Genomic DNA, 26,037 nt, shown 5'->3' on the forward strand with positions numbered 1-26,037 from the left:
GGCCGACCATGCGTAAGCCGGACACTCCGTTTGCCCGAATCACCCGCACCTCGCGCTGGTTGAACTTCGCGCTCTTCGGCATCCTTCCCTTTGCGCTGATCCTGATCGGCGCGCTCTATTGGGGTTTGAATCGCATCGTCGACCAGGAGCGTGACCGCCTGAAGCTCGATTTCTCCATACTGGTCGGGTACGTCCAGGCGCAGGAGCAATTCCTGGGCAGGCTGCGCGCGCATAACGCATCCCTTCCCGAAGAAAGCCTGTCGACGACCATCAATCTGCACGCGACCGAGGTGCCGGAACGCTTCGGCATGCAGATCTTCGAAGGCCAGCACACCTATGCGGAAATGGCGTTTTCGCTAGCGTGCGAGCAGGCCACGGACTGTCCCACGGCGGGCCGCCGGCTCGCCAACCTGGGCGAATTCCTGGCCGACTTCTACTCCAGCTTCTGGGCCGCATCCTACTACCCGGCTTCCACGGTATTTCTGGTCAACCAGGCGGACAGCATCAGCATGAGCGTGCCTGCCGTGGATGCCGTGTCGGGGTATGACCGGCTGAACGCCGCCGCATTCCTGGCGGTGACGGACGCGGTCAGGACGGAATTGCGCCGTCTTCAGACAGTGCGACAACGCCTTATCGACCAGGACCTACCCAGCCACCGCGAACTTCCAGGAACCGGCCGCGTGCATTGGTTCCGCCCGGACGCGCTGTCCGGCAGCATGCTAGGCATCATTTATGCCGACATGCCGCAGTCGGTCTGGTCCACGGCCCAAGGCAGGACGTCGGCCGTGTATGCCACCACGCAATTCAACCACCAGCGGATCAACATCTTTGAAAAGACGCTGCGCAAGCCGCTGCATGGCGGATTCTGGCTGACCCACCGCGATGAAGGCCTGCTGCTGGGCGAGGCGCCGGGCCCGGCGGCGTCCAGGGATGGCCTCGAATACACAGCGGACGGCATCGTGCTGCGCGTCACGGATCCTTCCGGCGTGTGGACGGGCACGTACCGCATCAGCTATGGCGCGTTTTTCCAGGACAACCTGTGGCTGCCGGCCATCGCGGGCCTGCTGCTCCTGCTCAGTCTTGGCGCCGGCATCGTGTCCTCGCGCTGGTACAGCCGTCATGTCATTGCGCCGGCGTCCAATGCGCAGCGCGACATCGTCGAAAAGGAAGAATTCAGCCGTACATTGATTGAAACCGCACCCGTGGCGCTGTGCGTGCTGGCGCGGCCGGTGGGACAAGTGGTGTTCGGCAATAGTCTCGCGCTTCAATGGCTGGGCGCCGAGCCCGGCCGCGAACTGGACAATTCACCCAAGACCAACCTCTTCCTGCGGCAAGTCCTGGGCGCGACGGGACCGGGCACCATCGCCAGTTTCGAGGCGACGGACGGACGTCCGCTGTACGTCGCCTACGCACCCACGCGCTACAACCACCAGGACGTCGTGCTGTGCGCCTTTTCCGACATCAGCGCCCGGGCCGTGATCGAGCAGGCCCTGACGGACGCCAAGCGCGAGGCGGACAAGGCCAACGAAGCCAAATCGACTTTCCTGGCCACGATGAGCCACGAGATCCGGACGCCGCTGTATGGCGTGCTGGGCACGCTGCAGCTCATGAGCCTTACCGCGCTGGACGAGGAACAGCGGCAGCACCTGGAGCGCATGCAAAGCTCGTCCGCGATCCTCTTGCAGCTCATCAGCGATGTCCTGGACATCACCAAGATCGAAGCCGGGCAGCTCGCGCTGGAGTATTCGGACTTCAACCCGCGCGAACTGGTCGAGGAATGCACCAACGCCTACGCGGCGATGGCCGAACAGAAGGGGCTGCTGCTGTTTTGCAGCGTGGATGTTGACGTGCCCGACTGGATGACCGGCGACCCCGTGCGCATCCGCCAGATCCTTAGCAACCTGCTCAGCAACGCCATCAAGTTCAGCGATTCCGGACACGTGATCGTCCGCCTGACGGTGGGTCAAGTGCTGGACGGCAAGACGCATCTGCGGCTGCAAGTGGTCGACACAGGCATCGGAATTCCCAAGGAGGGCCAGGCGCAGCTGTTCGTTCCCTTCTATCAGATCGACAGCGGCTCGCACACGGTGCGCGGCGCCGGCATCGGCCTGTCGATATGCGCGCGGCTGGCCGGTCTGATGGGCACCAGCATCCGCGTCACCAGCGAACTTGGCCTGGGCAGCAGCTTTTCGCTGGATTTGCCTTTGTCAGTGGCCGCCGGCCAGGCTGCCAGCCCGCCCGACCTGAGCGGCATGAACGTGTACGTTCGCAGCCCGCATCACGAACTGTCCGACAACGTCTGCCAATGGCTCAAGCGCTGGGGCGCCGCCGCGGCCCCCGCGAGCGCTCCCCTGCCCGCCGGCACGCCGGACGACATCCTGGTCGACGTGCTCTACACCGGGGGCGCCGACCTGGCGGACTGGCCCGGCCACCATGTGCTGGCCAGCGCAAGCGGCAAGTCACCCACCGCGCGGACAGTCAAGGTGATCGCCAGCGTCGAGCACATCGCCGCCGGCATGTTGGCGGCGGTTCGCGGTGAAGTCGCCTTGCCCGGGGACGCCGACAGCAGCGCGTATACCCCGCTGGGATTGTCCATCCTCGTCGCCGAAGACAACCCGATCAACCAGGCCACCCTGCAACATCAGCTGGAGCAACTGGGCTGCGAGGTCACGCTGGCGTCCGACGGCGCCGAGGCGCTGATGCTGTGGGGGCTTGCCCGCTACGACGTCGTGCTGACCGACGTGAACATGCCGCGCATGAATGGCTATGAGCTCGTCCAGGCGTTGCGGGCCCAGGGCGCCACCGTTCCCGTCATCGGCGTGACCGCCAATGCCATGCGCGAAGAAGAGGAACGGTGCCTCGCGGCCGGCATGACGTCGTGGCTCGTCAAGCCCATCAGCCTTTCCACGCTGCGGCGGCATCTGCAGGGAAGCGGCGCGCAGCCGGCCGACGCGGCCGAAGCCGCAGCGCAGCCGCGCGCCACGCGCCAACCGGAACCCGAACCCGAGCCTGCCGTGCCAGAAAAGTACCGCGCGTTGTTCATCAGCACGATGGAGGCGGACGTCACGCAGATGGTGCGGGCCCTTGAAATCAACGACCAGCGTCTGCTTGGCCGCACCTTGCACCGCATGCGAGGCGCGCTGAGCGTCATGCAGATGACGGCGATCACGCAACGGCTGGAGGCGCTGGAAGACTTGCTGCGCGGCACGGGTCTGGATGCCGTGGCACAGGCCGAGGGTCACGCGGTGGTGCAATTGCTGCGCAACACCTTGGCGGAAATCTAGCCTTCATTCCGTCCGCTTATTGGCCTTGGGCCGGCTTGCTTTCGAAGCTTATCGATGTATCGGTTGACGCTCCGAAGGTAGATTCAGCGGCTTTATCTCTTTCCCCGCCTGACTGCCTCACGCCCATTCAGCCTGCAGCCCAACCGCTTCTGCTCGCCTTTTCAGTGGAGTTTGAACATAAAATGGTCACCGACGGAAGTATCGAAAATCCTGGCGCCCTTAGCCTGGTGGGGCCAGCCAAGGAACGGCTTCCCCCTGCGGCATCGCAAGCCGGACACGAGGAATCACCAGGTGCATTCGAACATCAACGCGATGGCGGGTCCATGATGAAGCTTTCGTCTGACCAGGATGTGCGAATCATCGTCGCCGACGATCATCCCATCATTTCTCTTGCGCTTGCGGATTCCCTGAACGAGGTGCCCGGTTTCACGGTCGTCGCCACCGCGCGCTCGGGACTTGAACTGGTCACTGCGGTGCAGGACCATCCCTGCCATCTCATCGTCACCGACTTTTCAATGGCCGCCCGGTCCGGTGATGAAGATGGATTGCGGCTCATCGAACGTCTGCAACGCCTGTTTCCGGAAATTCCCATCGTCGTCTTCACGATGCTGTCCAACAGCGGCATCCTGAACCAGCTTCGCCAGGTGGGCGTAACGGGCATCGTCAGCAAGGAAGAGCCCATCGACGAGCTGGTGTCGATATGCATCCGGGCGCTGACTGAAAGCGGCCCCATCCTGTCCAACAGCATCGGCCAGCGGCTCAGCCAGAATGACGTGACGATGGGACGCGCCGGCAGAACAAAAGGGCTGTCACCCAAAGAGCTTGAAGTGGTCCGCATGTTTGCACAAGGCCTGTCCGTGACAGAGATCGCAAAGCGCCTTCACCGGTCGGTAGCCACCATCGGCACGCAAAAGCAATCGGCCATGCGCAAGTTGAACATCGAGACCAACGCCGAACTGCTCAGGTACGCGGACGAACAAGGGTTCTCTTGATGTAGTCGCGTCAAACGGTGCGCCATGAATTACTTGGGTTGAGCCGGCTCAGGTGTGTGCGCCGGCTGCGTGGGGTGTGAAGACGCTTGCATCGCCAGCAAACGCGTCGTCAGTTCGCCGAACTGGACGTCCCGGGATTTCAGCTGCGCCATCAGACTATCCACCTGCGCGGATGCGCCCGCCAGGCGTTGCGCCAAATCCGATTCCCGCGCCTGGCTGGCTTGAAGCGCTTGGGCCGCCGCCACGGTCTCGGCATGCCGTTCGCGCTGATCGGCCAGCGCCTGCGCCTGAAGAGAGGCAGCTCGCTGCTCGGCCGCACGCTGTTGCTCCTGGACGGCGGCAAGCGCGTCGCGTAGCTGGTCTGCCTGCTGTTGGGCGGCAACCAGGGATGCGTCCAGACGAGTCTGCAAGCGCTTAACCGCGCCCCGCTCCGCATCCAGCTCGTTCAGCCAGCGGCGCTCGTGGGCAGCGTGGCGCGCATCCAGGGCGGCAATTGCCTGCGCGTGCCGGTCGCGGTCCTGCTCGGCGTCGGCCAGCAAGGCCTTGTTGGCGGCGCGGACGTCCTCCAGACGGGTTTGCGTCGCGGCCAGCGCCGCGTCACGCTGGCGCAATTGCGCTTCGGCGGCTTGCAGACGGTTTTCGGTGGTGGCCAATTGCGCCCTGGCGACCTCCAGCGCTTCCTGCAGATGCTTTTCCCGCTCGATCAGCTGCGCCTCGCGCAGTTCAAGCTGTTCGGCCTGCGCGGCAAACCGCTCCCCTTCCCTGGCCAATTCCTCCCATCGTTCCTCATACGCCCGAGCCTGTTCAGCCCTGGCCGCCGCCAGCGCGGCTTCCCAGAAATGCGTGGCGGCCTGGGCGATGGGGTCCGGTACCGCGGTGGGTGCGGCAAACGCACGCGGATCCTGGATGCGTGCGCCCAGCGCGCGGAACCAGGTTTCCAGGTGCGGACTGACGGTATTGGGCGAGCCCCGGCCGATTTTCTGGCGAACTCGCTCGATGGTGGGTCGGGCACCCTCCAGCAACAGCGCATCCGCAGCGCTCCAGACGTCCGATTCCGTAATGCCAGTGGCCATGATGATTTGCGTCGCCGAGGTGGGTTGGATTAGTCACGATAATGGAACCTTATCGTGAATTAATTTTATATCGTGTTATATATCTTACAGCATATGTATTATTTAATACATCACTCGCAGTTTAAGGCCCGCCCTTCGCTCAACGTCCCAGATTCGTCCGGGCAAGTTCAACGACTTCATCGCCGCGGCCGTTCATGATGGCTTTGAGCATGTACAGGCCAAATCCCTTGGCTTGCTCGAGCTTGATCTTGGGTGGCACGATCAGCTCTTGCGCCGAAACCACGACGTCGACCAGCGCGGGACCGGGGTGCGCCAGCGCTTCCGTCAGCGCGGCGTCCAGCATTTCCGACGACTCGACCCGGATGCCCCGGACGCCGACGGCTTCTGCCATCGCCGCGAAATTGGGGTTCTTGAGGTCTGTGCCGGTATCCAGGAAGCCCTCCGCTTTCATTTCCATGGAAACAAAGCCGAGCGCGCCGTTGTTGAAGACGACGATCTTCACAGGCAGCTGCAACTGGGACAGGGACAGGAAATCTCCCATCATCATGGTGAATCCGCCGTCGCCCGATAGCGAGATGACCTGCCTGCCTGGCGCGGCCGCCTGGGCGCCGATGGCCTGCAGCATGGCGTTGGCCATCGAGCCGTGGTTGAACGAGCCCAGCAACCGGCGCTTGCCGTTCATGGAGAGATATCGCGCAGCCCACACGGTGGGCGTGCCGACATCCACCGCGAAGATCGCGTCCTCGTTTGCGAGCGCGTTGACGCGGTGCGCCAGGTATTGCGGATGGAGCGGCCTGCCAGCCGGCGCGGGCACGGCGAGGCTATCGAGGTCTTTGCGTGCATGCCGGTAATGATCGAGGGCAGCGTCAAGGAATGTCTGGTCCTGACGCTCGTCAAGCTGATCGAGCAGCGCGGCAATGGTTTCGCCGACGTCGGCGGCAATGCCCAACGACAGCGGTGCGCGCCGGCCGAGGGCAGCGGGGTCGCGATCGATCTGGACGATCTTTGCGTGCTTGGGATAGAAAGGCCGGTACGGAAAGTCCGTGCCCAGCATCAGCAGAAGCTCGGCGTTTTCCATGGCTTGGTAACCGGACGAAAAGCCGATGAATCCGGTCATGCCGACATCGAACGGGTTGTCCCACTCGACGTGCTCCTTGCCGCGCAATGCGTGAATGATGGGCGCTTTGAGGCGCTGTGCCAGCGCGATCACGGCGTCGCGGCTGCCGGCGCAGCCGCTGCCCGCCAGAATCGACACCTTTCGCGCCCCGTTGAGCAGACCGGCCAGTTGCTGCACGGCCGCCGCGTCTGGACGCAAGTGCGCCCGCGCGGGCGGCGCGGGCCAGAACGCGGGCGCATCCGAGGGCGCCGCAGCAAGCGCCACATCGCCCGGTATTACAAGGACCGCCACGCCCTGCCTGCCGACCGCCGTGTTGATAGCGCGTGCCAGCACCCCTGGCAATTGCGCAGGGTTCGATACCAGCTCGACGAAGTCGGCGCATTCCTTGAAGAGTTCCTGGGGATGCGTCTCCTGGAAATACCCCAACCCGATTTCAGAGGACGGAATGTGGGCTGCAATGGCCAGGACCGGAAGGCGGCTGCGTTGGCAGTCAAACAATCCGTTGATCAGATGCAGATTGCCCGGTCCGCAACTGCCTGCGCATACGGCCAGCGATCCGGTGACGGCTGCTTCCGCGCCAGCGGCGAATGCGGCGGTCTCTTCGTGCCGGGTGTGCATCCATTCGATTCCGCCAAGCCGCCGAAGACTGTCATTCAGTCCATTGAGACTGTCGCCAGTCACGCCCCAAATGCGACGTACCCCGACGTCGGCAAGCACTTTGACAAGAAAATCTGCGACGGTTGCGGCCATGGAAGGCTCCTTGAAGAACCGCCGCCGGGAACGCTACCGCTACTGACTGCCCTCAGCGCCGGAAGTTGACTTGCGTGCGGGAAATCGTAGCACCGCGCGCCACGCTTGGCCGATGGCGGCCGCAGGCGCCTCCACCGGCTAACATGACGGGATTGTTCAACTGATCCCTTACCCAGGAGACGGCATCTGCCGTGCGCGCGGAAACATGAATGACCTGCCAGGCGCGGCGCCGGCGCTGACACGCGCCCTGGCGCGGTTGGATCCGGATAGCCTTGACCGCCACGCGGACGCCGCGGTGCGCGACCTGTTGCGCGAAGGCAGTTCCCCCAACACGGCTGCCAGCTATCGCACGGCGATCCGTTACTGGTCGGCCTGGTTCGGGCTGCGTTATGGCCGGTCGTTCGCCTTGCCTGTGTCAGAGGCCGCGGTCATTCAATTTGTGGTGGACCACGCGCAGCGGTCTTCCGGGGACGGTCTTGAATGGGAGTTGCCGCTGGAGCTGGACCGGGAACTGGTGCGCCTGAAGGCAAAGGGACGGTTGGGCGCGCCCAGCCTGAACACGCTGCTGCAACGCCTGTCGGTGTTGTCCAAGGCGCATGAGTTGCTGGGCCACCCGAACCCCTGCCGCGCCGCCGCCGTGCGCGAGCTGGTGTCCAAGACGCGCCGCGCGTACGCCCGCCGCGGCGTCGCGCCCGCGCGCAAGGAAGCCCTGACGCGCGAGCCGCTTCAAGCCATGCTGGACACCTGCGACGACTCGTTGCGCGGCAAACGCGACCGCGCCCTGCTCCTTTTTGCCTGGGCAAGCGGCGGCCGGCGCCGGTCCGAAGTGGTGCAGGCCACCGTGGAGAACACGCGCCGCGCGGGCGATGGCTATCTGTATACGATGGCGCATTCCAAGACGAACCAGGCGGGCGCCCTTCGGGCGCAGGACCAGAAGCCGATATTGGGCAAGGCCGCGCAGGCGCTGGCGGACTGGCTGGCCGCAAGCGGCATCCGCCAAGGGCCGATCTTCCGGCGCGTGCGGCGCGGCGATGTGGTGGGCGAGCCGCTGGCCGCCGCGGCGGTGCGCGACATTGTTCTGGAACGCAGCCGGCTGGCCGGACTGGACGGCGCGTATTCGGCACACAGCCTGCGGTCCGGGTTTGTCACGGAGGCCGGGCGGCGCAACGTGCCGTTGGGCGACACGATGGCGATGACCGGCCACGCCAGCGTGGCGACGGTGATGGGATATTTCCGGGCTGGCGCCGCGGCGCAATCTCCGGCCGCACGCCTGCTGGACGACCCGCAGGGGCCAGACCTACAGGATCCCCCCGGCCTGCCGTAATGGTGGGAGTGACCGTACAATCACCGCGCCCCGGCCTTTACGCCGATCGATGCCCATCGGATCGGATGCAACCGCCCAAGGCACCGGCTTGTCCCCTGCCCGTCCCAGACCCCCATGCAAATCAATCTTCGCGGGCTTGTGCTTGCGCTTACCGTCTTCAGCGCCATCGCGGCCACGGCCAATGCCCTGTATGCAAGCTATCTGGTGCAGCGTGAGCAGTTGATCGAGAACACCCTCGAATCGAACCGCGTCTACGCCACGAAGCTGGCGGAAAGTGCGGCCAGCTTCCTGCGGTCCGCACAGCAGCAATTGGGCTACAGCGCCCGGCACATGCCCGAGCTGATGGGATCGCCGGATCGCCTTGCCGCCGAAGTGATGCGCGTGCAGCAACAGACCGATAGCTTCAACTCGGTAGGTGTCGTGGGGGTGGACGGCACTGTCCTGGCGACCACGCAGACCTTCCGGAGCTTTCTGGGCGTGCAGATCGACAGTCCGGGCAGCCGCGCCGCCCTGCGGGCCCGCCAGCCCATGATCAGCAAGCCCTATGTGTCGGTTGCGGGCAATCTGCTCGTCAATGTGTCGCATCCCATCTTTTCGAACGACGGCCAGTACCTGGGATACGTGGGGGGCACGATTTACCTGCGCAATGAAAGCGCCTTGCATGAGCTGCTGGGCAATCACCATTACCACGATGGATCGTATCTGTACGTGGTCGATGGCGACGGGCAGCTTATCTATCACACCGATGCCTCTCGCGTGGGCGAGACGGTGCTGTCCAATCCGGTGGTGGCATCGGTGGTCAAAGGCAACGCCGGGGCAATGCGCGTCATCAATACCAAGGGCGTGGACATGCTGGCCGGGTATGCGCCGGTGCCCATCAGCGGCTGGGGCGTGGTGGCGCAGCGCCCTGCGCAGGTCACATTGGAGCCGATCCACGATCTTATCTGGGCGCTGTTGGGCTATGCCGCGCCGCTAGCGGTGGCGTTCCTGCTGGCCATCTGGTGGTGCGCCCGCATGATTTCGCTACCGCTGTCGCAACTGGCGACGAACGTGGAGCATCAGGACGTCAGCGAGGCGATGCAGCGAGTGCATTCCGTCAAGGCGTGGTACTTCGAGGCCGAGCGCCTCAAGCGCGCCGTGATCGCCAGCTTCACCAGTCTGCAGGACAAGATTGGCAAGCTGAACCTGGCCAGCATCACCGATCCGTTGACCGGCCTGCGCAACCGCCGCGGCACCCAGGATGCGGTGGACCAGATGCAGGCCGGCGGCACGCCGTTTTCGGTGGTGGCGCTAGATATCGACCATTTCAAGCGAATCAACGATACCTACGGCCACAACGTGGGCGACGAGGTGATTCGAGACATGGCGCAGATCATGCGCGAATGCTCGCGTCCGTCCGACGTGCTGTGCCGCAACGGCGGCGAGGAGTTCCTGATCCTGTTGCCCGGCGTGGCCGCGCGGGAAGCGGTCCATGTCGCCGAACGGCTGCGCACGCATATCGCCGAGCGCCCCTTGCACGGCGACAATCGCGTCACCGTGTCGGCCGGCGTGGCGCAATGGCCATCGAGCGGGCCGGATGTGGACGAAGCGTTCCGTGCTGCCGATGCCGCGTTGTATGTGGCCAAACAGCAGGGCCGCAACCGGGTGGTGATGCACGAGGCGTGATGCCTGGGAATGCGAGGCGGCAGGTCGCCGGCACGCGTGCCCTGTCTGCGCGCGGCACGGCGCGACGAAAAGTCGATGGCGCAAGTTTTCGCAGATAAACGCAATTAACTGCGTTGGAACGAAATAATCTTGCCCCCATAAACTGAAATAAGCCATCTCCTGCCAAAACCCCGGTCTTCAAAGGGGCAATACAGTATCCTGCGCAGCTTCCACTTTGCCTGGACCTGCACGCCGAGATGTTGCGCCCTGCCGTCGCGCCAAAATCCCTGGAATGTCATTTCATCGCGCTGGCCGTCGGCGTGCTGCTGCTGGTGTCGGTGCTTGCCGGCATCCTGCTTTATCAGAATTGGCGATCGTATGGGGCGGCTGCGGACGCGCGGCAGGCATTCTCGTCGGTGCGCGCGACGATCCGCGTCATGGAGCATGCCTCGGCGGAGCGCGGCCCCATGAACGCAGCGCTGGGGTCCGCCCTGCCCGTGCCGCAGCACGTCATGGATTCCCTGTCAGCGGCCCGCGCGCGCACGGACGCCCTGATTGACGCGCTGCTGGCGCTGCATGCCGGCGCCGACGGCGCCGCAAAGCGCGGCGAGATTCAGCAAATTCGCCAGGCGCTGGCCACCGCGCGGCAGGACATCGACCAGCTCATCGCCACGCCGCGCGATCAGTTGTCGGGACAAATGTTGTGGGACGCGGTCAGCGGCATGGTTCGCATCATTCCGCAGTGGCAGGCCAGCCTGGCCGCCAACGCGGGATGCGTCATGCGCAGTGAAGCCAATGCACCCAGTTTGCTGACGCTGGCACTACTGGCCAGCGAGCTGCGCGAACAGGCAGGACTGCTGGGATCCACCTATACGCCCGCGCTGAGCCGCCACCGGAAGCTGACGGCCGAGGAGCAGTTCCGCATTGAACGCGTCCTGGGCCGGATCGACGAGCTGCGCGCGCTCATTGAAGCCCGCATGGCGACGCAGCCCGATGTGCGGGCCTCCGAGGTCTATGCCCGCATGCAGCAGCGCTACTTCGGCGACGGCCTGGCCTATCTGGCGCGTGTGCGCGGGCAGGCATCGCGCCAGTCCGACGAGCCGGCCGTGTCGACCGCCGCGCTGGCGGCAGCCTATGTGCCGCTGATGGGCGCCATCACGGAATTTCGCGACGTGCTGCTGGACGAGATGGGACGCCATATCGAGGCGCATCGCATGGCCGCTGCGCGGCTGCTTGCCGTGACGCTGGCGGCCACCGCGCTGCTGGTGGCCGCCCTTGCCGTGGCGCTGGTGCAATTTCGCACGCGCGTGATACAGCCCTTTGCGCAGGCCACGCGCATCATCGGATCCATTGCCAGCGGCTCGGCGCCCGCCAACATTGCGCACGGCAATCATCATGGCGAAGTGCAAGACATGTTCAATGCGCTGCGCGTGCTCAAGGAAAAGTCCGCCGCGCAGAAGCAGCTTGAAGCCGAGCGCGACCGGTTGATTGCGGATCTGGCGCACTCCGCCGAAACGGACTATCTGACCGGGCTGCTGAATCGGCGAGCCTTTGAAAAGCGCTTTGAGGCGGCGCGCGCGCATTGGGACGAGAGCCAGCCGATACTGGCTTTCATCCTGTTCGACATAGACCACTTCAAGACCATCAACGACACGCACGGGCATGCCAGCGGCGACCTGGCGCTCAAGGCCGTGGCGCAGCTGTGCCACACGACGTGGCGTCAGTCGGATGTCGTTGCGCGGGTGGGCGGGGAGGAATTCGCGGTGCTCTGCCGCACGCGTAGCGCACAGCAGGCGATGGAGATGGCGCGGCGGATGCGAGACCGCATCCGGACCTGCTCAGTCACGTCGGCGACCGGCGTCCCGTTCGGGCTGACGGCCAGTTTTGGGGTGGCGTGTATTTCGTGGAGCCATGCAGAAAGCGTCAGCGGCCTTTTTCGGGCCGCTGACGAACTGCTTTATCTGGCGAAATTGAACGGGCGCGATCAAGTCCAGCAACGCACCCTGGGGTGAAAGCAGGGTCCGGGCTTACAGGCTTAGTTCTTCACGCGCGAGACGTCGGCCTTTTTGGGCGTGTCGGCGTGGGACGGCGTGTCGTGCCGGTCGGACTGCTTGTTGGCCTCGGGGGCCTTCCAATTCAACGGGGGGATCTCGAAGCTTCCCTTCTTGGCAGTCAATTGATGAGACATAAGCATGCTCCTGGACAGGCGCATGGCTTCCCCCGCCGAGCATTGCGCACAGATTCAGGCGGGCCATGAATGCCGCGGGTGCGGGGGAGCATTCAGGAGCAGGCGTCGCCGGGATTCGAAACTACTGGCTTGTTCTTATAATTTTGCCGATAGATAAAAGATTTTAGCAGACTTTTGGCAGAAATAGCAAGCTAAATTGCGGGGCGTCGCCCTGCGAGCGCGTTCGGCTTTCGGAACCGGGACCGAAAAATCGCGTTGACGACGGAGAATGATCGTTCTACTATCTGCCCATTGCAGATAGAACGATCATTCTCCATGACTGAAGCTCATACCGATTCCCATACCGAATCCCGCGCCGACGTGCAGGAAAAGTTGTTGCGCGCCACCGAGTCCCTGATCTATGCCGGGGGCATCAACGCCACCGGCATGGACCTCATCGTCAAGACGTCCGGCGTGGCACGCAAGAGCATCTACAAGCACTACGGCACCAAGGAAGTCCTGGTGGCCGCGGCGCTGTCGGCCCGCGATGAGCGCTGGATGCAGTGGTTCATCGATGCGACGACGCGCGCGCCCTCGCCGCGCGATCGCGTGCTGTCGATCTTCGATGCGTTGCGCGAGTGGTTCGCCTCGGAAGGCTTTCACGGCTGCGCCTTCATCAATGCCGCCGGCGAAATCGGCGACCCCGACAGCCCCATCCGCGCGGTGGCGCGGCGCCACAAGGAGCGTCTGCTTGCGCATGTGCAATCGCTGGTGCAAGCGGCTGGCGTGGTGCAGCCTGAGGAGTGCGCGCGCCAGTTGCTGGTGCTGATCGACGGCGCGATTGCCGTGGCCATGGTCACGGGCGATGCATCGATCACGGACAGCGCCGAGCGCGCGGCCGCAGCGCTTCTTAAGGCCAACGCCTGACCCCATCCACGTTTCCTTCCTGATTCCCTCCCCCCCGACCATGAGGCTCACGCCATGACATCGTCCCCTGAAGTCCGTCCGCCCCTTCCTCCCTTTACGCTCGAAAGCGCCATCCTGAAAGTGCGCCTGGCCGAAGACGGCTGGAACACCCGCGACGCGGACAAAGTTGCCCAGGCCTACAGCCTGGACACCCGCTGGCGTAACCGCGCCGAGTTCGTGCATAGCCGCGAAGAAGCGCGCGAATTTCTTTCGCGCAAATGGGCGCGCGAACTTGAGTACCGGTTGATCAAGGAACTGTGGGCCTACACCGGCAATCGCATCGCAGTGCGCTATGCATACGAGTGGCGCGACGACTCGCGAAACTGGTTCCGCTCGTACGGCAACGAGAACTGGGAATTCGGCGAGGACGGCTTGATGATCCACCGCCATTCCAGCATCAACGACCTTCCCATCAAGGAAGCCGACCGCAAATTTCACTGGCCGCTGGGACGCCGTCCGGACGATCATCCCAGCCTGTCCGACCTGGGCATGTAAACGCCCTGCACGGCTCTCGCGCGGGCCTGCAGCGCCTGGGCGGCCCGCGTGCCGCGCAGGCGCTTGACGCGCGCATTTCCCTTCAAGAAAGCCTAGGGATTTCCCCCGTTTTCGTGGCTATCGCGACACCCGCGCGCAACTTTCGCACGCCTTGAAAGGTGAACGGAAGTTTGGATTTTTAGACTCCCGCATTCATTGCAGTGTCAGCTTTTGTTCAGACCTCAGTCAGGCAAAAGCACAACAACGGGAGGAAAAGACCATGCAATCAAAACGCAGCGCCGTGCGGCGCGAGGCGTGGGCTGCGGGCACGATGATCGTGCTGGGCCTGGGCGCCATCGCGCAGGCGTCAACCTACACATTGGGAACCCTGGACCGCATGGGCCCGGGCATGTTCCCGGCCATTCTGGGCGTGCTGCTGGTGCTTCTTGGCTTGGCCATCGCCAAGATGGCGGCTTCGCCCGTGGCCGCCGAGGAAGATGCCGAAGAAGTCGCGCCGCCCGAATGGCGCGGCTGGGGCTGCATCATCGGCGGCCTGCTTTCCTTCATCCTCATCGGCAAGTTCGGCGGCCTGGTGCCGGCGACGTTCGTGCTGGTCTTCATCTCTGCCATGGGCGACCGCCAGCATACCTGGCGCTCCGCAGCCATCCTTGCCGCCGGCGTCACGGTGCTTGGCGTGGCCGTGTTCTCCTGGGCGCTGCAACTGCAGTTTCCGTTGTTCCGCTGGGGTTGATCCATGGAAATCTTCAATAACCTGATGCACGGGTTTTCGGTCGCTTTCGCGCTGGACAACCTGATGTGGGCCATCTTTGGCGTGTTCATGGGCAACCTGATCGGCGTGCTGCCGGGCATGGGCGTGCTGGCCGCCATTTCGATTCTGCTGCCCCTGACCTACACGATGACGCCCACCGCGGCGCTGGTGATGCTGTCCGGCATCTACTACGGCTCGCAGTACGGCGGCGGCATCACGTCGATCATGTTGAACCTGCCCGGCACGGCGTCGCACGCGGTGGCCTGCCTGGACGGCAATCCGCTCGCGCGCAACGGCAAGGCGGGCTCGGCCCTTTTCATGCTGATGTTCTCGTCGTTCTGCGGCGCGTCTGTCGGCATCCTGGCAATGATCCTGTTCTCGCCGCTGCTGGTCGACGTCGCGTTCAAGTTCGGTCCCGCCGAGTACTTCTCTATGATGATGCTGGGCCTGCTGGCCGGCGCAACGCTGGCCAAGGGTTCGGCGATCAAGGGCGTGGCGATGGTGGTGGTCGGCCTGCTGCTGGGCGTGGTGGGCACGGACGTGAACACCGGCACAATGCGCTTTCACTTCGGCATCCTGGAACTGTCCGACGGGCTGCAGATCGTGGCGCTGGCCATGGGGCTGTTCGGCGTGGCGGATTTCCTGAAGAACATCAATCGCATCGGCGGCGACAGCAAGGTCACCTCGACGAAGGTGAGCATGAAGTCCATGCGTCCGGAAGCCGGCGACATCAAGCAGTCGCGCGGCGCGCTGGTGCGCGGTACGGCGATCGGTGCGGCGTTCGGCATCCTGCCGGGCACGGGTCCGACCATCGCGTCGTTCATCTCGTACGCCACGGAAAAGAAGGTTGCCCGTGAACCGCGCCGCTTTGGCCGCGGGGCCATCGAAGGCATCGCCGGTCCGGAAGCCGCAACCAGCGCTTCGACGCAGACCAGCTTCATTCCGACGATGAGCCTGGGCATCCCTGGCGATCCCGTCATGGCGCTGATGCTGGGCGCGCTGATCATTCACGGCATCCAGCCGGGTCCGCAGATGATGGTCGAGCACGCCGACATGTTCTGGGGGCTGATCGCCAGCTTCTGGGTCGGCAACGTGCTGCTGCTGCTCCTGAACCTGCCGCTCATCGGCATGTGGGTGCGTCTGTTGACGGTTCCCTTCCGCTATCTGTTCCCTGCCGCACTGTTCTTCGTCTGCGTGGGGGTGTACAGCACGAACAACAACCTCTTCGACGTGGGGATGGTGACCTTGTTCGGCGCCGCGGGCTACGCGTTGATCCGGCTGCGGTTCGAACCGGCGCCGCTGCTGCTTGGCTTCGTGCTCGGGCCCATGGTGGAAGAGAACTTCCGCCGCGCCCTGCTGCTGTCGCGCGGTGAGCTGTCGATCTTCGTGACGCGGCCCATCAGCCTGGGCTTCATCCTGGCCTGCGTGGGGCTGATCGCCCTGCTGGCCGTGTCGGCGCTGCGCCAGCGCAAGGCGCGCGAAGCGCTCAGGCACGCGGAGTCTGCCGCGTAGACGCAAATCAAGAATCGGGGTAGTGCTGCTTTGGCCGGTCTCAAAAGGACCGGCCTTTTTTTGCCTGGCTGCCCGGTCAGCGATGCGGCTCAGCGATGCGTGCACGCGTTTCGGGTCAGCTTTCCGGCGGGGCGGTGTGGCCGTCGATGTGGCCAAGCGGGCGGCCCGGATCCAGGCGGTCGCGCACGCGCTGCTTCAGCACCTTGGCGTCGGGGAAGCCGCCGTCGCGCTTGCGGTCCCAGATCAGATCGCCGTCGTAGGTGATCTGGAAAATTCCGCCGGTGCCGGGCTGCAGCGCCACCTCGCCCAGATCCGTCGAAAACGTGGAAAGCAATTCCTGCGCCATCCAGCCCGCGCGCAGCAGCCATTGGCACTGCGTGCAATACAGGATGACGATGCGAGGGCGCAAGGCAGACGGGTTCATGGGTACGGCATTCTACGCCTGCGCGGGCGGAGGCGATCATGGATAATGTCGGGTTTTCCCGGGTCTGCAATGGGCCCAGAGCCTCGTATGAAGTCTGCCTTGACGCCCCGAGGCCAGCGCTGGCTGATCGGTCTTTTGATGGGACTGGTCACGCTCACGCCGATGGCCATCGACATCTACCTGCCTTCCCTGCCCGCCATGGCATTGGCGTTTGGCGAGCCCATCGGCGCCTTGCAATCCAGCATCACCCTGTTCATTTTTGCGGTGGGCGTGGGCCAGGTGCTGATCGGCCCGCTGGCCGACCGCTATGGCCGCCGGCCCGTGGCCCTGTGCGGCGCCGTGGCATATCTGGCAGGCTCGGCGCTGGGCGCGTCGGCAACGTCCCTCGAGGTGTTTTACGCGGCGCGCGTCATCCAGGGACTAGGCGCGTGTTCGGCATCGCTGGTCGCGTTTGCCGCCGTGCGGGATTGCTTTACCCCGGCCGTCGGCGCGCGCGTCTACAGCTATCTGAACGGCGCGCTATGTTCCGTGCCCGCGCTGGCGCCGATGCTGGGCGGCGTGCTGGCCCTGCATGCAGGCTGGCGCAGCACGTTCGTCTTCATGACGGTGTTCGCGCTGGCATTGGCGGCGCTGCTGGCCGTGCGCTTCGAGGAAACCCGGGCCAAGCTGGCGCACCGGCCAGGCGCGCTGTACAGCCTGCCCCGCTATGCGTCCATCGTCACCAGCGGACGGTTCCTCTACTTTGCGTGCTTCGGCATGGCGGGCATGGCGATGATCCTGGTGTTCGTGTCGGCTGCGCCCGTCGTGCTGGTCGAGCAGCTTGGGTACAGCGAGCTGGGCTTTTCGGCATGGTTTGGGGCGAATGCAACCATCAACATCGCGGCGTTTTTCCTGGCGCCCGCCTTCATCGCGCGCCATGGCCGCTACACCATGGTGCGCGTCGGCATGGCCGCCCTCCTGCTGGCGTCGGTCCTGCAGGTCAGCGCGTGGCTGTGGATGCCCCTGTCGGCCTGGGTCTTCATGCTGCCGGTCACGGTGTTTACCGTCGGATTCTCGCTGGCGCTGGGATCGGGGCTGAGCCTGGCGCTCGAGCCTTTTGCCGACCGGGCGGGCACTGCCGCCGCCGTGTATGGCCTCTTCCAGATGAGCGGGTCGGCGGTGATCGCCACCCTGCTGCTGGACAGCGGCATGGCGCCTCAGGCGGCCATGGCGCTGGTCGGCGCGGTCATCGTGGCGCCGCTGCTGCTGCTCTCGCCGGCGTTGGGCCGGCGCCTTGCCGCTGGTTCCTGAGCCAGTGGGCGCGGGGCGTGCGCTAGTATCCAGGAACAACCACCTGGAGGCGACATGTCCATCGAAAAACCCGCGGACGAACCGGTGCTGCTGCGCAGCGCCGAAGGCGGCGTCGTCACGCTGCGCCTGAACCGCCCATCCCAGTTCAACGCCTTGTCCGAGGCGATGCTGGCCGCGTTGCAACAGGAAATCGACACACTGGCATGCGATGCCGACGTCCGCTGCGTGGTGCTGGAGTCGGCCGGCCGCGCGTTCTGCGCGGGCCATGACTTGCGCGAGATGCGCAGCCAGCCGGGCCTTGATTACTACCGGGCGCTCTTTGCCCGATGCGGCAGCGTCATGCAAGGCTTGCAGGCGCTGCCCGTCCCGGTGATTGCCAAGGTGCGCGGCATTGCAACCGCCGCGGGATGCCAACTGGTCGCGAGCTGCGATCTGGCGGTGGCCGCCGACACGGCGAAGTTCGCCGTGTCCGGCATCAATGTCGGTCTGTTCTGCGCCACGCCTGCAGTGGCCCTGACCCGCAACGTGTCTGCCAAGCGCGCCTTCGAGATGCTGATGACTGCGCGCTTTATCGATGCTTCCCAGGCTGTGGACTGGGGGCTGATCAACGCGGCGGCGCCCGAGAGCGAATTGGATGCGCGGGTGCGCACGCTGGTGGACGACATCCTGGCCAAGAGCCCGGCGGCCGTGCGTTATGGCAAGCGGATGTTCTACAAGCAGCGGCAGATGGCCCTGGCCGATGCCTATGATTACGCGGGCGACGTAATGGCCCGCAACATGATGGAGGCAGACGCGTGCGAAGGCATCGACGCCTTCCTGCAGAAACGCCCGCCGCGCTGGACGTCGTGACGACGCGCCGGCGGCTGGGGCCGGCGCGTTAGACCAGCCAGCCGAGCGACCAGCCGCTGACGGCCGCCAGCAGCACCACCCATAACGGCGACCAGCGGGCATAGACCAGCAACGCGAACAGCAACAGCGCGAGGCCAAAGTCGGCCTTGCCCAGGATTGCGCTGGTCCAGACGGGGTCATACAGCGCGCCGAGCAGGATGCCGACGACGCTGGCATTGACGCCGGCCACCATGTTGCGCACACCTGGCCGGCGCCGCAGCGTGTCCCAGAACGGCAGCGCCGCGGTAAGCAGCAAGGCGCCCGGCACGAAGATGACACAGAGAAGCAGCAAGCCGCCCGCCCATCCGGACAAGGGGCCGGACGACATCGCGCCCAGGAAGGCCGCGAAGGTGAACAAGGGCCCGGGCATGGCCTGGGCCGCACCGTAACCGGCCAGGAAATCCGCGCTGGACACCATGCCGGTGGAGACCGACGCCGTCTCCAGCAGCGGCAGCACCACGTGCCCGCCGCCAAAGACCAGCGCGCCGGCGCGATAGAAGCCGTCGATCTGGCCCGCCAGCGCGCCGCTGGAGATGAGCGCCCAGAGCGGCAGCCCCGCCATCAGCACGGCAAAGAGCACCAGCGAGGCCACGCCCGCCGCGCGCGATACGCCGGAAGGCGCGTGGGACAGGACGGGACGGGCCGGCAATTGCAGGAAGGCCGCACCGATCACCGCGCCCAGCACCACGGCGCCAATCTGCGCCAGCGCGGCCGGCAGCACCACCGTGAGTAATGCGGCGGCGACCGCCAGCGCGGCGCGGGATCGGTCCGGGCACAGCGAACGGCCCATTCCCCAAACCGCCTGCGCAACGATGGCCACGGCCGCCACTTTCAGCCCATGAATGGCCGCCGACCCGGAAAGCCAGCCGTAGTGGGCAAGCCCCATCGCAAATCCGATCAGGGCGAGCGCCGAAGGCAGCGTAAAGGCGACCCAAGCGGCCAGCATGCCGGCCCACCCGGCGCGGCGCAGGCCGATCGCCATGCCGACCTGACTGCTGGCCGGGCCCGGCAGAAACTGGCACAGCGCGACCAGGTCCGAAAAGGTGTAATCGTCGAGCCATCGGCGCCGGTCGACAAATTCGGTGCGGAAGTAACCCAGATGCGCGACCGGTCCGCCAAAGGACGTCAGGCCCAGGCGCAGGAACACCAGAAACACTTCAAGACAGGACCCTCGGTCCATCTGGGCGCGCGCGCCGGTGGCCGGCTTGCTGTCGACATGTTCGTCATGGGGGGATGGGTGCGGCATCGGCTCGGGCTTCGTGGGGAATCGGGGCGGCGATTTTATAAAAGGCCCCAGCACCAAGCTTATAGCCGGGCCACGGCCGGGATTCAATCGGATAAATGTCAGGAATTGGCGCTTGGCGGGCGCACCGCCCAACGCATCATGGCCCATATCAAAAATGGGTTCTTGGCACTTCAGCGGTAGGCCAATCGGCGCCATCATTTGCCGGTCATTCCCCCATCCCATTGCAATAGAAAGGTCTGAACATGAGCCAACGGTTGAATTATTTCCAGGTGTCCGAAGTCCTGTCGAAGAAGTATCTGGACTTCAGCATGGCGCTGAAGAAGACGCCTGTGGTCCAGGAGCTTGGCTCGCTGGTCGATATCCGTGCCTCGCAGATCAACGGCTGCGGATTCTGCCTGGACATGCACGTCAAGGAAGCCACGATCAAGGGCGAGCGAGGGCTGCGCCTGCATCACGTCGCCATCTGGCGCGAATCGCCCCTTTTCTCGCCGCGCGAACGCGCCGCGCTGGAATGGACCGAGGCGCTTACGACGCTGCCGCCGCACGGCGTGCCGGACGAGATCTACGATGCCGTGCGGGCGCAGTTCACGGAAACCGAACTGTCGGACCTGACCTTCCTGGTGGTCGGCATCAATGGCTGGAACCGGCTGAACGTCGCATTTCGCACCGAGCCCGGGTCCGCGGACAAGGCCTATGGCCTGGACAAGGCCGGCTTGAACTGACCGGCGCTCTCCTGCCGCGACTCACATGAGCTGCAGGATGCGGCGCGCCAGTTGCTCCGCCTGCTCGGCCGAGACGATATTGGTGAAGCTCATGAGCAGGCCGGCGCGTGCGTCCGGCGCCGCCGACCAGTGCGACAAGGCATGGGCGTACAGGCCCTGCCGCAGCATGCGCGCCGCAAGTTCGCGATCGGTCTGATGGCCGTCCAGCCGCGCCAACAGGTGCATGCCGCCCGGCTGCGGATCGATGCGCAACCGGTTGCCCAGCACGCTGGACAGCGCTGCGGCCGTGGCCTCGCGCCGTTCGCTGTACAGCCGGCGCATGCGCTGGATATGGCGCGCGAAGTGTCCTTCGTTGATAAACGAGGCCAGCACGGCCTGCGTCAACGCCGGCGCGCCGCCCGCCAGCAGCTTGCACAGACGCTCGAAGCGCGGCGCCTGCTCCTCGGGCACCACCAGGTAGGCGAGCCGCATGCCGGGAAACAGCACCTTGCTGAAGGTGCCCGAATACAGCACGCGACCCTGGCGGTCCAGGCTTTTCAGGGCCGGTAGCGGACGGCCGACGTAGCGGTATTCGCCGTCGTAATCGTCCTCCACGATCCACGCGCTGCTGCGTTCAGCCCAGTCCAGAAGCGCCTGGCGCCGGGGCAGCGACAGCGACAGGCATAGCGGACTTTGGTGTGCGGGCGTCACGACCGCCGCCCGCGCCCGCGGCTCCTGCGCAATGCCCGCCTCCACGACCAGCCCTTGCGCGTCCACCCGCACCGGCACGGCCTGCATCCCTGCCTGCGCCAGCAGCGCCCGCGTTGGCGGATAGCCGGGGTCTTCCACCCAGACCGAATCGCCGGGCTTGAACAGCGCCTGCATGATGAGCTGCAGGGTGTTGTTGTAGCCCGACGTGATGAACACCTGGCTGGGCGTGCACTGGATGCCGCGCGCCACCTGCAGGTAGGCGGCCGTCGCGGTCCTGAGCGCGAGCAAGCCCGAGGGATCGGGGTACGCAAGGTCCGGCGGCTGCATGCCGCGCAGGTGGCGCGCGCCCAGACGCGCCCAGATCTTGCGCGGAAAGGCGTCGAGCGCGGGCAGTCCCATCTGGAAGGGCAACGGGGCGGCCGGACGTTGCCAGCCGTCTTCCGTCGCCTCTGCGGGCCGGGCCTTTGCGGCGGGCGCGGGGCGCGCAATCGGTTGCAGGTTGGGAGCGACCACGGTGCCGGCCTGGCCGCGCGCCTGGATGTAGCCCTCGGACGCCAGCAGCGAATAGGCGACTTCGATGGTGCCGCGCGCCACGCCGATTTCCTTGGCAAGCGCGCGTGCTGACGGGATGCGGTCGCCGGGTTTGAGGGTGCCCTCGGCGATGGCGCCCCGGAACCGCTCATAGATCTGGCGGTAGAGCGGATGACCGGCGGCGTCAGAGACGGTTTGCAGACCGTCGGGGGTTGCGGAAATCATGGCATAGTCCGTAAGCGCATTTATGGCCCTTCAAATTATGGCATGTGGTTTTTAAGATTCGTACTCACGGTGGGCGTGCGCCTCGCGCCCTGAACTTCGAGCTACTGATCCCATGCACACATCCACGGAACCGTCCTTGCGCCATCTGGAGACCCCGGAAGAATGGCAGGCCTGCCTGCCGCTGATGCGCGAGCTGCGCCCCCATCTTGCCCACGACGACGCGTTTGCTGAACGCCTGGCCCGCATGCACCTGCAGAACTATCGCCTGCTCGCCGTCATGCGCGACGGCGAAGCGCTGGCGTTGGCGGGATACCGGTATCAGGAAAACCTGATCTACGGGCGGTTCCTGTACGTGGACGACCTGGTGGTGGCGCCGTCGGCGCGCGGCAGCCGCTGGGGCGCCCGGCTGATCGCCGAGCTGGATCACCTGGCGCGCGGCGCGGACTGCGACAAGCTGGTGCTGGACACCGGGCTGGGCAACGCGCTGGCGCAACGCTTCTACTTCCGGCAGGGCCTGTTGACCAGCGCCATCCGGTTCAGCAAATCCTTGAAAGGAAACACCCAATGAGCATTCTTCGTATCCGCTGCAGCCCGCGGGGGCTCGATTCCGAGAGCTATCGCCTGTCCCAGCGCATCGTCGACCGCCTCGTGCGGTCGGCGCCGGCCGGCGGCCTGGAGGTCGTGGAGTTCGACGCCACCACTCTCACCCATGCGGACAGCGACTATGCCGCGGCGCTGGCCGCGCCGGCGGATCCTGCCGCCGACGTGCTCGGGCGCGGTTCGCTGCACGCGTCGGGCGCGCTGATCCGGATGCTGGAAAACGCCAGCCACGTCGTGCTGGCCACGCCCATGCACAACTTCACCGTCCCCTCCGCGTTGAAGGCATGGCTGGACCTTGTCGTCCGGGTGCGCAATACGTTTCACATCACGCCGCAGGGCAAGGTCGGATTGCTGGCGGACCGCCCCGTGTTTGTCGCGATCTCGTCGGGCGGGACCTTCAGCGGCGAAGAGGCCCGTCAGCCGGACTTCCTGACGCCATACCTGCGGCATGTGCTGGCGACCATCGGGCTGAAACAGGTGACGTTTGTATCGGTGGAGGGAACGGCCCGTGGGCCGGCTTATCTGGCGGCTGCCCGAAAGCAGGCCGAACGCGCGGTCGATGCCATTTCTTTCGCGCGTGTAGTGGCTGGAGCGCCTTTCCCGGTGCCCGCGTGAACACCCAGTTCTGCGCGGATGCGCTGAAACGCCTGATCCGGCTCCAGCCGGATACCAGCCGGATGGCGCCTGTCCGGCCCGCTGGCGGCCGGTGACGCAATCCCTTCGGGCCATCCGATCGGGCCGCATTGACACGCTTGATTTAGCCGCTCTACGCTAGCCCGCACTTGTGGTCCAACTTGGGCGTGGTCCTGCCCCGGCGCACCAAGGTGCGGGAGGCGCAACATGACGCTATGCAGGCCTGGAGCAATCGCATGCGTGCTGCTGTGGCTGAGTGTCCTCGCGCCAGCCGGCGCGCAGGCCGCATGCAGCGACAAGACCTTGCGCGGGATGTCGGACGCGGGACGCAGCGTGGCGACGATTGCCAAACGCTGCGGGATGAGCGCGGCAGCGGTGAAGGAACGCCTGGGCGCGGGCGAAACCAAATCGAACCGCGGGCCGCCCGAGGCCGCTGCGCCCGCCGCCGCGGGGGCAGCCGACGCCGGATCCGCGGCATCCCCGGCCGCTCCAGCCGCGACCTCCGCTACCAACACCACAAAGACCGCCAAGCCGGCAAAGGCGCCCGCCGACCCGCCAAAACACCCGCCGGGCACCATCCTGGACTTGTGCGGATGCTACGGCAGCATGGAATACGGTTTCACCGAGCCGAACGCGCAATGCGTGAGCGGCAAGGCCGTGGCGACGCGGTGTCCGGGCTATTGCCCGGTGAACCGGTCGCCATGGCGCCGCATCTGCAGTTGAGGCGGTGGCGAGCCGCCCTGCCCGTCAGTCGGCCGCGCTGACTTCGGGCTGGTGCGGACGCGCATGCACCTGGTCGATTCGCAGGCCGTCCCGCCGCGTCACTTCGAACCCCCAGTCACGCAGCATCACGGTGTCGCCCGTCTCGGGGATCCGGCCGCCCGCGCGCAGCAGGCATCCGGCCAGCGTCGCATCGGGATAGTCGTCGGCAAGCGCCGGCGCTTCCAGGAGGCGTGCGGCTTCGTCGACGGACAAGCGGCCGCCCAGCAGCCACGAGCCATCGGAAAGCTGCAGGGCGTCCGGGTGGTCTTCCTGGTGTTCAGGCAAGTCGCCCGCCACCGCTTCCAGCACGTCCAGCGGCGTGACCAGGCCTTCGCAAACGCCGTGTTCATCGACGACGATCAGCATGTGATCGCGCGAGGCGCGCAGTTCATCCAGCACCTTCAGCACCGGCGTAGTTTCCATCACGTAGCGCGGTTCGCGCGCCAGCTCCACCAGGTCGATCGGGCCGGGGTTCTGCAGCAGCGGCAGGACCTCCTTGAAGTGAAGCACGCCCAGCACGTTGGCCGGATCCCCCGCGCACAGCGGCAAGCGCGAGTGACCGGTGGCGAACTTGCGGATGATCACGTCGGGCGTGTCGGACACATCCAGCCACGTCATGTCGCCGCGCGGGACCATGATGGAGCGGATGTCGCGCGTGCCGATGGACAGCACGCGCTCGATCATCGAGCTTTCCTCGGGCGCGAAGGCCGGCTCGTCCCCGGCGCCGTCCACCAGCGCGACCACTTCATCGGCTTGAGACACCGGCTGGCCGGCGCGGCCGCCGCGCAAGAGGCGCAGCACGGCCTGCGCCGTGCGCTGCCGGCGGCCAAGCGCATGCGTGCCTCGGGCGCGGTTGCGGCGGGCCAGCTGGTTGCACAGCTCGATCAGGATCGAGAAGCCGATGGCCGCATACAGGTAACCCTTGGGAACGTGGAAGCCCAGGCCTTCGGCGACCAGGCTGAAACCGATCATCAGCAACAGGCCCAGACACAGGATCACGACTGTCGGGTGACGGCCAACGAACGCCATCAGCGGGCGGCTGGCGATCATCATGACGGCCATTGCGAGCACCACGGCGATCATCATGATGCTCAGTTCCTGCACCATGCCCACGGCGGTGATGACGGAGTCCAGCGAGAACACGGCGTCCAGCACCACGATCTGCAGAATGACCTGCCAGAAGACGGCGTGCTGCGGCTTTTGCCCCTGGTCGTGGCTGGCGCTGCCTTCCACGCGTTCGTGCAGTTCCATCGTGCCTTTGAACAGCAGGAACAGGCCGCCCAGGATCAATATCAGGTCGCGTCCGGAGATTTCGGCGCCCAGCACGGTGAAAAGCGGCGCGGTCAGCGTGACCACCCAGGCAATACTGGCCAGCAGGCCCAAACGCATCACCAGCGCGAGCGTCAGGCCAATGAGGCGTGCGCGGTTGCGCTGTTCGGGCGGCAACTTGTCCGCCAGGATGGCAATGAACACCAGGTTGTCGATGCCCAGCACAATTTCAAGAATGACCAGCGTCGCCAGGCCAAGCCAGGCGGTGGGGTCGGACATCCAGTCGAAAATCATCAGGTTTCCACGGAAAGCGTAAGCGAGCGCGCGTTCGGGGCGCGCCGACGGGAAGGGAGTGCATCAAGAGCGCACCGCGATCGTTGCAGAGGTGCGCGATTGGACGTGACCCGGCGAGGCGGCGCGCGGCCGCCCAGACGCGGCGTTGCCGCGGTGGCGATCAGGGAGGCGGCGCGCGGGCAGACAAGCCTTGCCGCGGCAGTGTGAGGAGAAGATGTCGGGCGCCGGCAGAAGTGCGGCGCCCTGCTAGGAGGAGGGTCTTCGTTCATAGAAGGCGGATGGCTCCAGGCTGCCGGGGCAGCGACGCATCGGAATATCCGCCGGGCTCTCTTTCTTACAGGATCCTGAATCTTACCTGAAACACGGCATTGCGCGAATGGGGGCCGCTACT

At 65.5% G+C, this 26,037-nt stretch carries 22 protein-coding genes; 15 read left to right on the top strand and 7 right to left on the bottom strand.

Translation table 11 applies throughout. The annotated features are described in order from the left end of the window. The first annotated feature begins 8 nt into the window (after positions 1-8). Both FBY20_RS25190 and FBY20_RS25195 read left to right on the top strand, forming a co-directional pair. Positions 9-3,284: a hybrid sensor histidine kinase/response regulator gene (locus FBY20_RS25190; RefSeq protein ID WP_142055258.1), complete on the top strand. Its 3,276-nt coding sequence runs from the start codon at positions 9-11 to the stop codon at positions 3,282-3,284. A gap of 323 nt (positions 3,285-3,607) precedes the next feature. Next, positions 3,608-4,276: a response regulator transcription factor gene (locus FBY20_RS25195; RefSeq protein WP_056317838.1), complete on the top strand. Its 669-nt coding sequence runs from the start codon at positions 3,608-3,610 to the stop codon at positions 4,274-4,276. Between the two features lie 29 nt (positions 4,277-4,305). Here FBY20_RS25195 and FBY20_RS25200 read toward each other — a convergent pair whose 3' ends face one another. Together FBY20_RS25200 and poxB are read right to left on the bottom strand one after the other, a co-directional pair. Next, positions 4,306-5,349, bottom strand: a complete 1,044-nt coding sequence (locus tag FBY20_RS25200; protein WP_142055260.1) for a DNA-binding protein — start codon at positions 5,347-5,349, stop codon at positions 4,306-4,308. Positions 5,350-5,488: 139 nt separating this feature from the next. Further along, positions 5,489-7,216 (bottom strand): ubiquinone-dependent pyruvate dehydrogenase, encoded by a 1,728-nt coding sequence (gene poxB / locus FBY20_RS25205; RefSeq protein ID WP_142055262.1) that lies wholly within the window; start codon positions 7,214-7,216, stop codon positions 5,489-5,491. Between the two features lie 205 nt (positions 7,217-7,421). Between poxB and FBY20_RS25210 the strand changes: the two genes are divergently transcribed. The 3 genes from FBY20_RS25210 (at position 7,422) to FBY20_RS25220 (ending at position 12,196) form a co-directional block, all read left to right on the top strand. Then, entirely contained in the window at positions 7,422-8,540 is a 1,119-nt protein-coding gene (locus FBY20_RS25210; RefSeq protein WP_142055264.1) for a site-specific integrase, read from the top strand. 114 nt (positions 8,541-8,654) lie between these two features. Continuing rightward, the gene (locus FBY20_RS25215; RefSeq protein WP_056317825.1) at positions 8,655-10,205 is read left to right on the top strand and encodes a sensor domain-containing diguanylate cyclase; all 1,551 of its coding nucleotides are present in this window, start codon (positions 8,655-8,657) and stop codon (positions 10,203-10,205) included. 236 nt (positions 10,206-10,441) lie between these two features. Next, on the top strand, positions 10,442-12,196 hold the full coding sequence (locus FBY20_RS25220) for a diguanylate cyclase (RefSeq protein WP_142055266.1): 1,755 nt from the start codon (positions 10,442-10,444) through the stop codon (positions 12,194-12,196). Between the two features lie 23 nt (positions 12,197-12,219). On the opposite strand, the gene FBY20_RS27815 is transcribed toward FBY20_RS25220, so the two are convergent. Then, positions 12,220-12,372: a hypothetical protein gene (locus tag FBY20_RS27815; protein WP_174245449.1), complete on the bottom strand. Its 153-nt coding sequence runs from the start codon at positions 12,370-12,372 to the stop codon at positions 12,220-12,222. 315 nt (positions 12,373-12,687) lie between these two features. Between FBY20_RS27815 and FBY20_RS25225 the strand changes: the two genes are divergently transcribed. The 4 genes from FBY20_RS25225 (at position 12,688) to FBY20_RS25240 (ending at position 16,072) form a co-directional block, all read left to right on the top strand. Then, on the top strand, positions 12,688-13,278 hold the full coding sequence (locus FBY20_RS25225; protein ID WP_142055268.1) for a TetR/AcrR family transcriptional regulator: 591 nt from the start codon (positions 12,688-12,690) through the stop codon (positions 13,276-13,278). A 54-nt stretch (positions 13,279-13,332) separates the two neighbouring features. Next, the gene (locus FBY20_RS25230) at positions 13,333-13,812 is read left to right on the top strand and encodes a nuclear transport factor 2 family protein (protein WP_056317820.1); all 480 of its coding nucleotides are present in this window, start codon (positions 13,333-13,335) and stop codon (positions 13,810-13,812) included. Between the two features lie 259 nt (positions 13,813-14,071). Next, positions 14,072-14,542, top strand: coding sequence for a tripartite tricarboxylate transporter TctB family protein (locus FBY20_RS25235; protein ID WP_056317818.1), 471 nt, complete (start codon positions 14,072-14,074; stop codon positions 14,540-14,542). Positions 14,543-14,545: 3 nt separating this feature from the next. After that, positions 14,546-16,072 (top strand): tripartite tricarboxylate transporter permease, encoded by a 1,527-nt coding sequence (locus tag FBY20_RS25240; RefSeq protein WP_056317816.1) that lies wholly within the window; start codon positions 14,546-14,548, stop codon positions 16,070-16,072. A 115-nt stretch (positions 16,073-16,187) separates the two neighbouring features. Here the strand turns inward: FBY20_RS25240 and FBY20_RS25245 are convergent, their stop codons facing one another. Further along, positions 16,188-16,496 (bottom strand): SelT/SelW/SelH family protein, encoded by a 309-nt coding sequence (locus tag FBY20_RS25245; RefSeq protein WP_142055270.1) that lies wholly within the window; start codon positions 16,494-16,496, stop codon positions 16,188-16,190. A gap of 87 nt (positions 16,497-16,583) precedes the next feature. On the opposite strand from FBY20_RS25245, the gene FBY20_RS25250 reads away from it, so the two are divergent. Together FBY20_RS25250 and FBY20_RS25255 are read left to right on the top strand one after the other, a co-directional pair. Then, the gene (locus FBY20_RS25250) at positions 16,584-17,786 is read left to right on the top strand and encodes a multidrug effflux MFS transporter (protein WP_142055272.1); all 1,203 of its coding nucleotides are present in this window, start codon (positions 16,584-16,586) and stop codon (positions 17,784-17,786) included. A gap of 54 nt (positions 17,787-17,840) precedes the next feature. Then, entirely contained in the window at positions 17,841-18,635 is a 795-nt protein-coding gene (locus FBY20_RS25255) for an enoyl-CoA hydratase (RefSeq protein ID WP_142055274.1), read from the top strand. 28 nt (positions 18,636-18,663) lie between these two features. On the opposite strand, the gene chrA is transcribed toward FBY20_RS25255, so the two are convergent. Beyond that, positions 18,664-19,920, bottom strand: coding sequence for a chromate efflux transporter (chrA, locus tag FBY20_RS25260; RefSeq protein ID WP_142055276.1), 1,257 nt, complete (start codon positions 19,918-19,920; stop codon positions 18,664-18,666). 242 nt (positions 19,921-20,162) lie between these two features. Here chrA and FBY20_RS25265 point away from each other — a divergent pair, with 242 nt between their 5' ends. Then, positions 20,163-20,642 carry a carboxymuconolactone decarboxylase family protein gene (locus FBY20_RS25265; RefSeq protein WP_142055278.1) on the top strand — a complete coding sequence of 160 codons (480 nt, stop codon included), beginning with the start codon at positions 20,163-20,165 and terminating at the stop codon, positions 20,640-20,642. Positions 20,643-20,663: 21 nt separating this feature from the next. On the opposite strand, the gene FBY20_RS25270 is transcribed toward FBY20_RS25265, so the two are convergent. After that, positions 20,664-22,088 carry a PLP-dependent aminotransferase family protein gene (locus FBY20_RS25270; protein WP_142055280.1) on the bottom strand — a complete coding sequence of 475 codons (1,425 nt, stop codon included), beginning with the start codon at positions 22,086-22,088 and terminating at the stop codon, positions 20,664-20,666. Between the two features lie 112 nt (positions 22,089-22,200). Between FBY20_RS25270 and FBY20_RS25275 the strand changes: the two genes are divergently transcribed. The 3 genes from FBY20_RS25275 to FBY20_RS25285 all read left to right on the top strand — a co-directional run bounded on the left by FBY20_RS25275 (position 22,201) and on the right by FBY20_RS25285 (position 24,044). Then, on the top strand, positions 22,201-22,656 hold the full coding sequence (locus FBY20_RS25275) for a GNAT family N-acetyltransferase (RefSeq protein WP_142055282.1): 456 nt from the start codon (positions 22,201-22,203) through the stop codon (positions 22,654-22,656). Next, a complete protein-coding gene (locus tag FBY20_RS25280; RefSeq protein ID WP_142055284.1) occupies positions 22,653-23,303 on the top strand; it encodes an FMN-dependent NADH-azoreductase in 651 nt (216 codons plus the stop codon). The genes FBY20_RS25275 and FBY20_RS25280 overlap by 4 nt, the downstream gene beginning before the upstream one ends. A 258-nt stretch (positions 23,304-23,561) precedes the next feature. Beyond that, the gene (locus tag FBY20_RS25285; protein ID WP_142055287.1) at positions 23,562-24,044 is read left to right on the top strand and encodes an AsnC family protein; all 483 of its coding nucleotides are present in this window, start codon (positions 23,562-23,564) and stop codon (positions 24,042-24,044) included. A gap of 24 nt (positions 24,045-24,068) precedes the next feature. On the opposite strand, the gene FBY20_RS25290 is transcribed toward FBY20_RS25285, so the two are convergent. Continuing rightward, positions 24,069-25,646, bottom strand: a complete 1,578-nt coding sequence (locus tag FBY20_RS25290) for a TerC family protein (protein ID WP_056317786.1) — start codon at positions 25,644-25,646, stop codon at positions 24,069-24,071. Between the last annotated feature and the right edge of the window lie 391 nt (positions 25,647-26,037).

It is taken from the genome of Achromobacter sp. SLBN-14, from assembly GCF_006715415.1.
GTDB classification, from domain to species: domain Bacteria; phylum Pseudomonadota; class Gammaproteobacteria; order Burkholderiales; family Burkholderiaceae_B; genus Achromobacter; species Achromobacter mucicolens.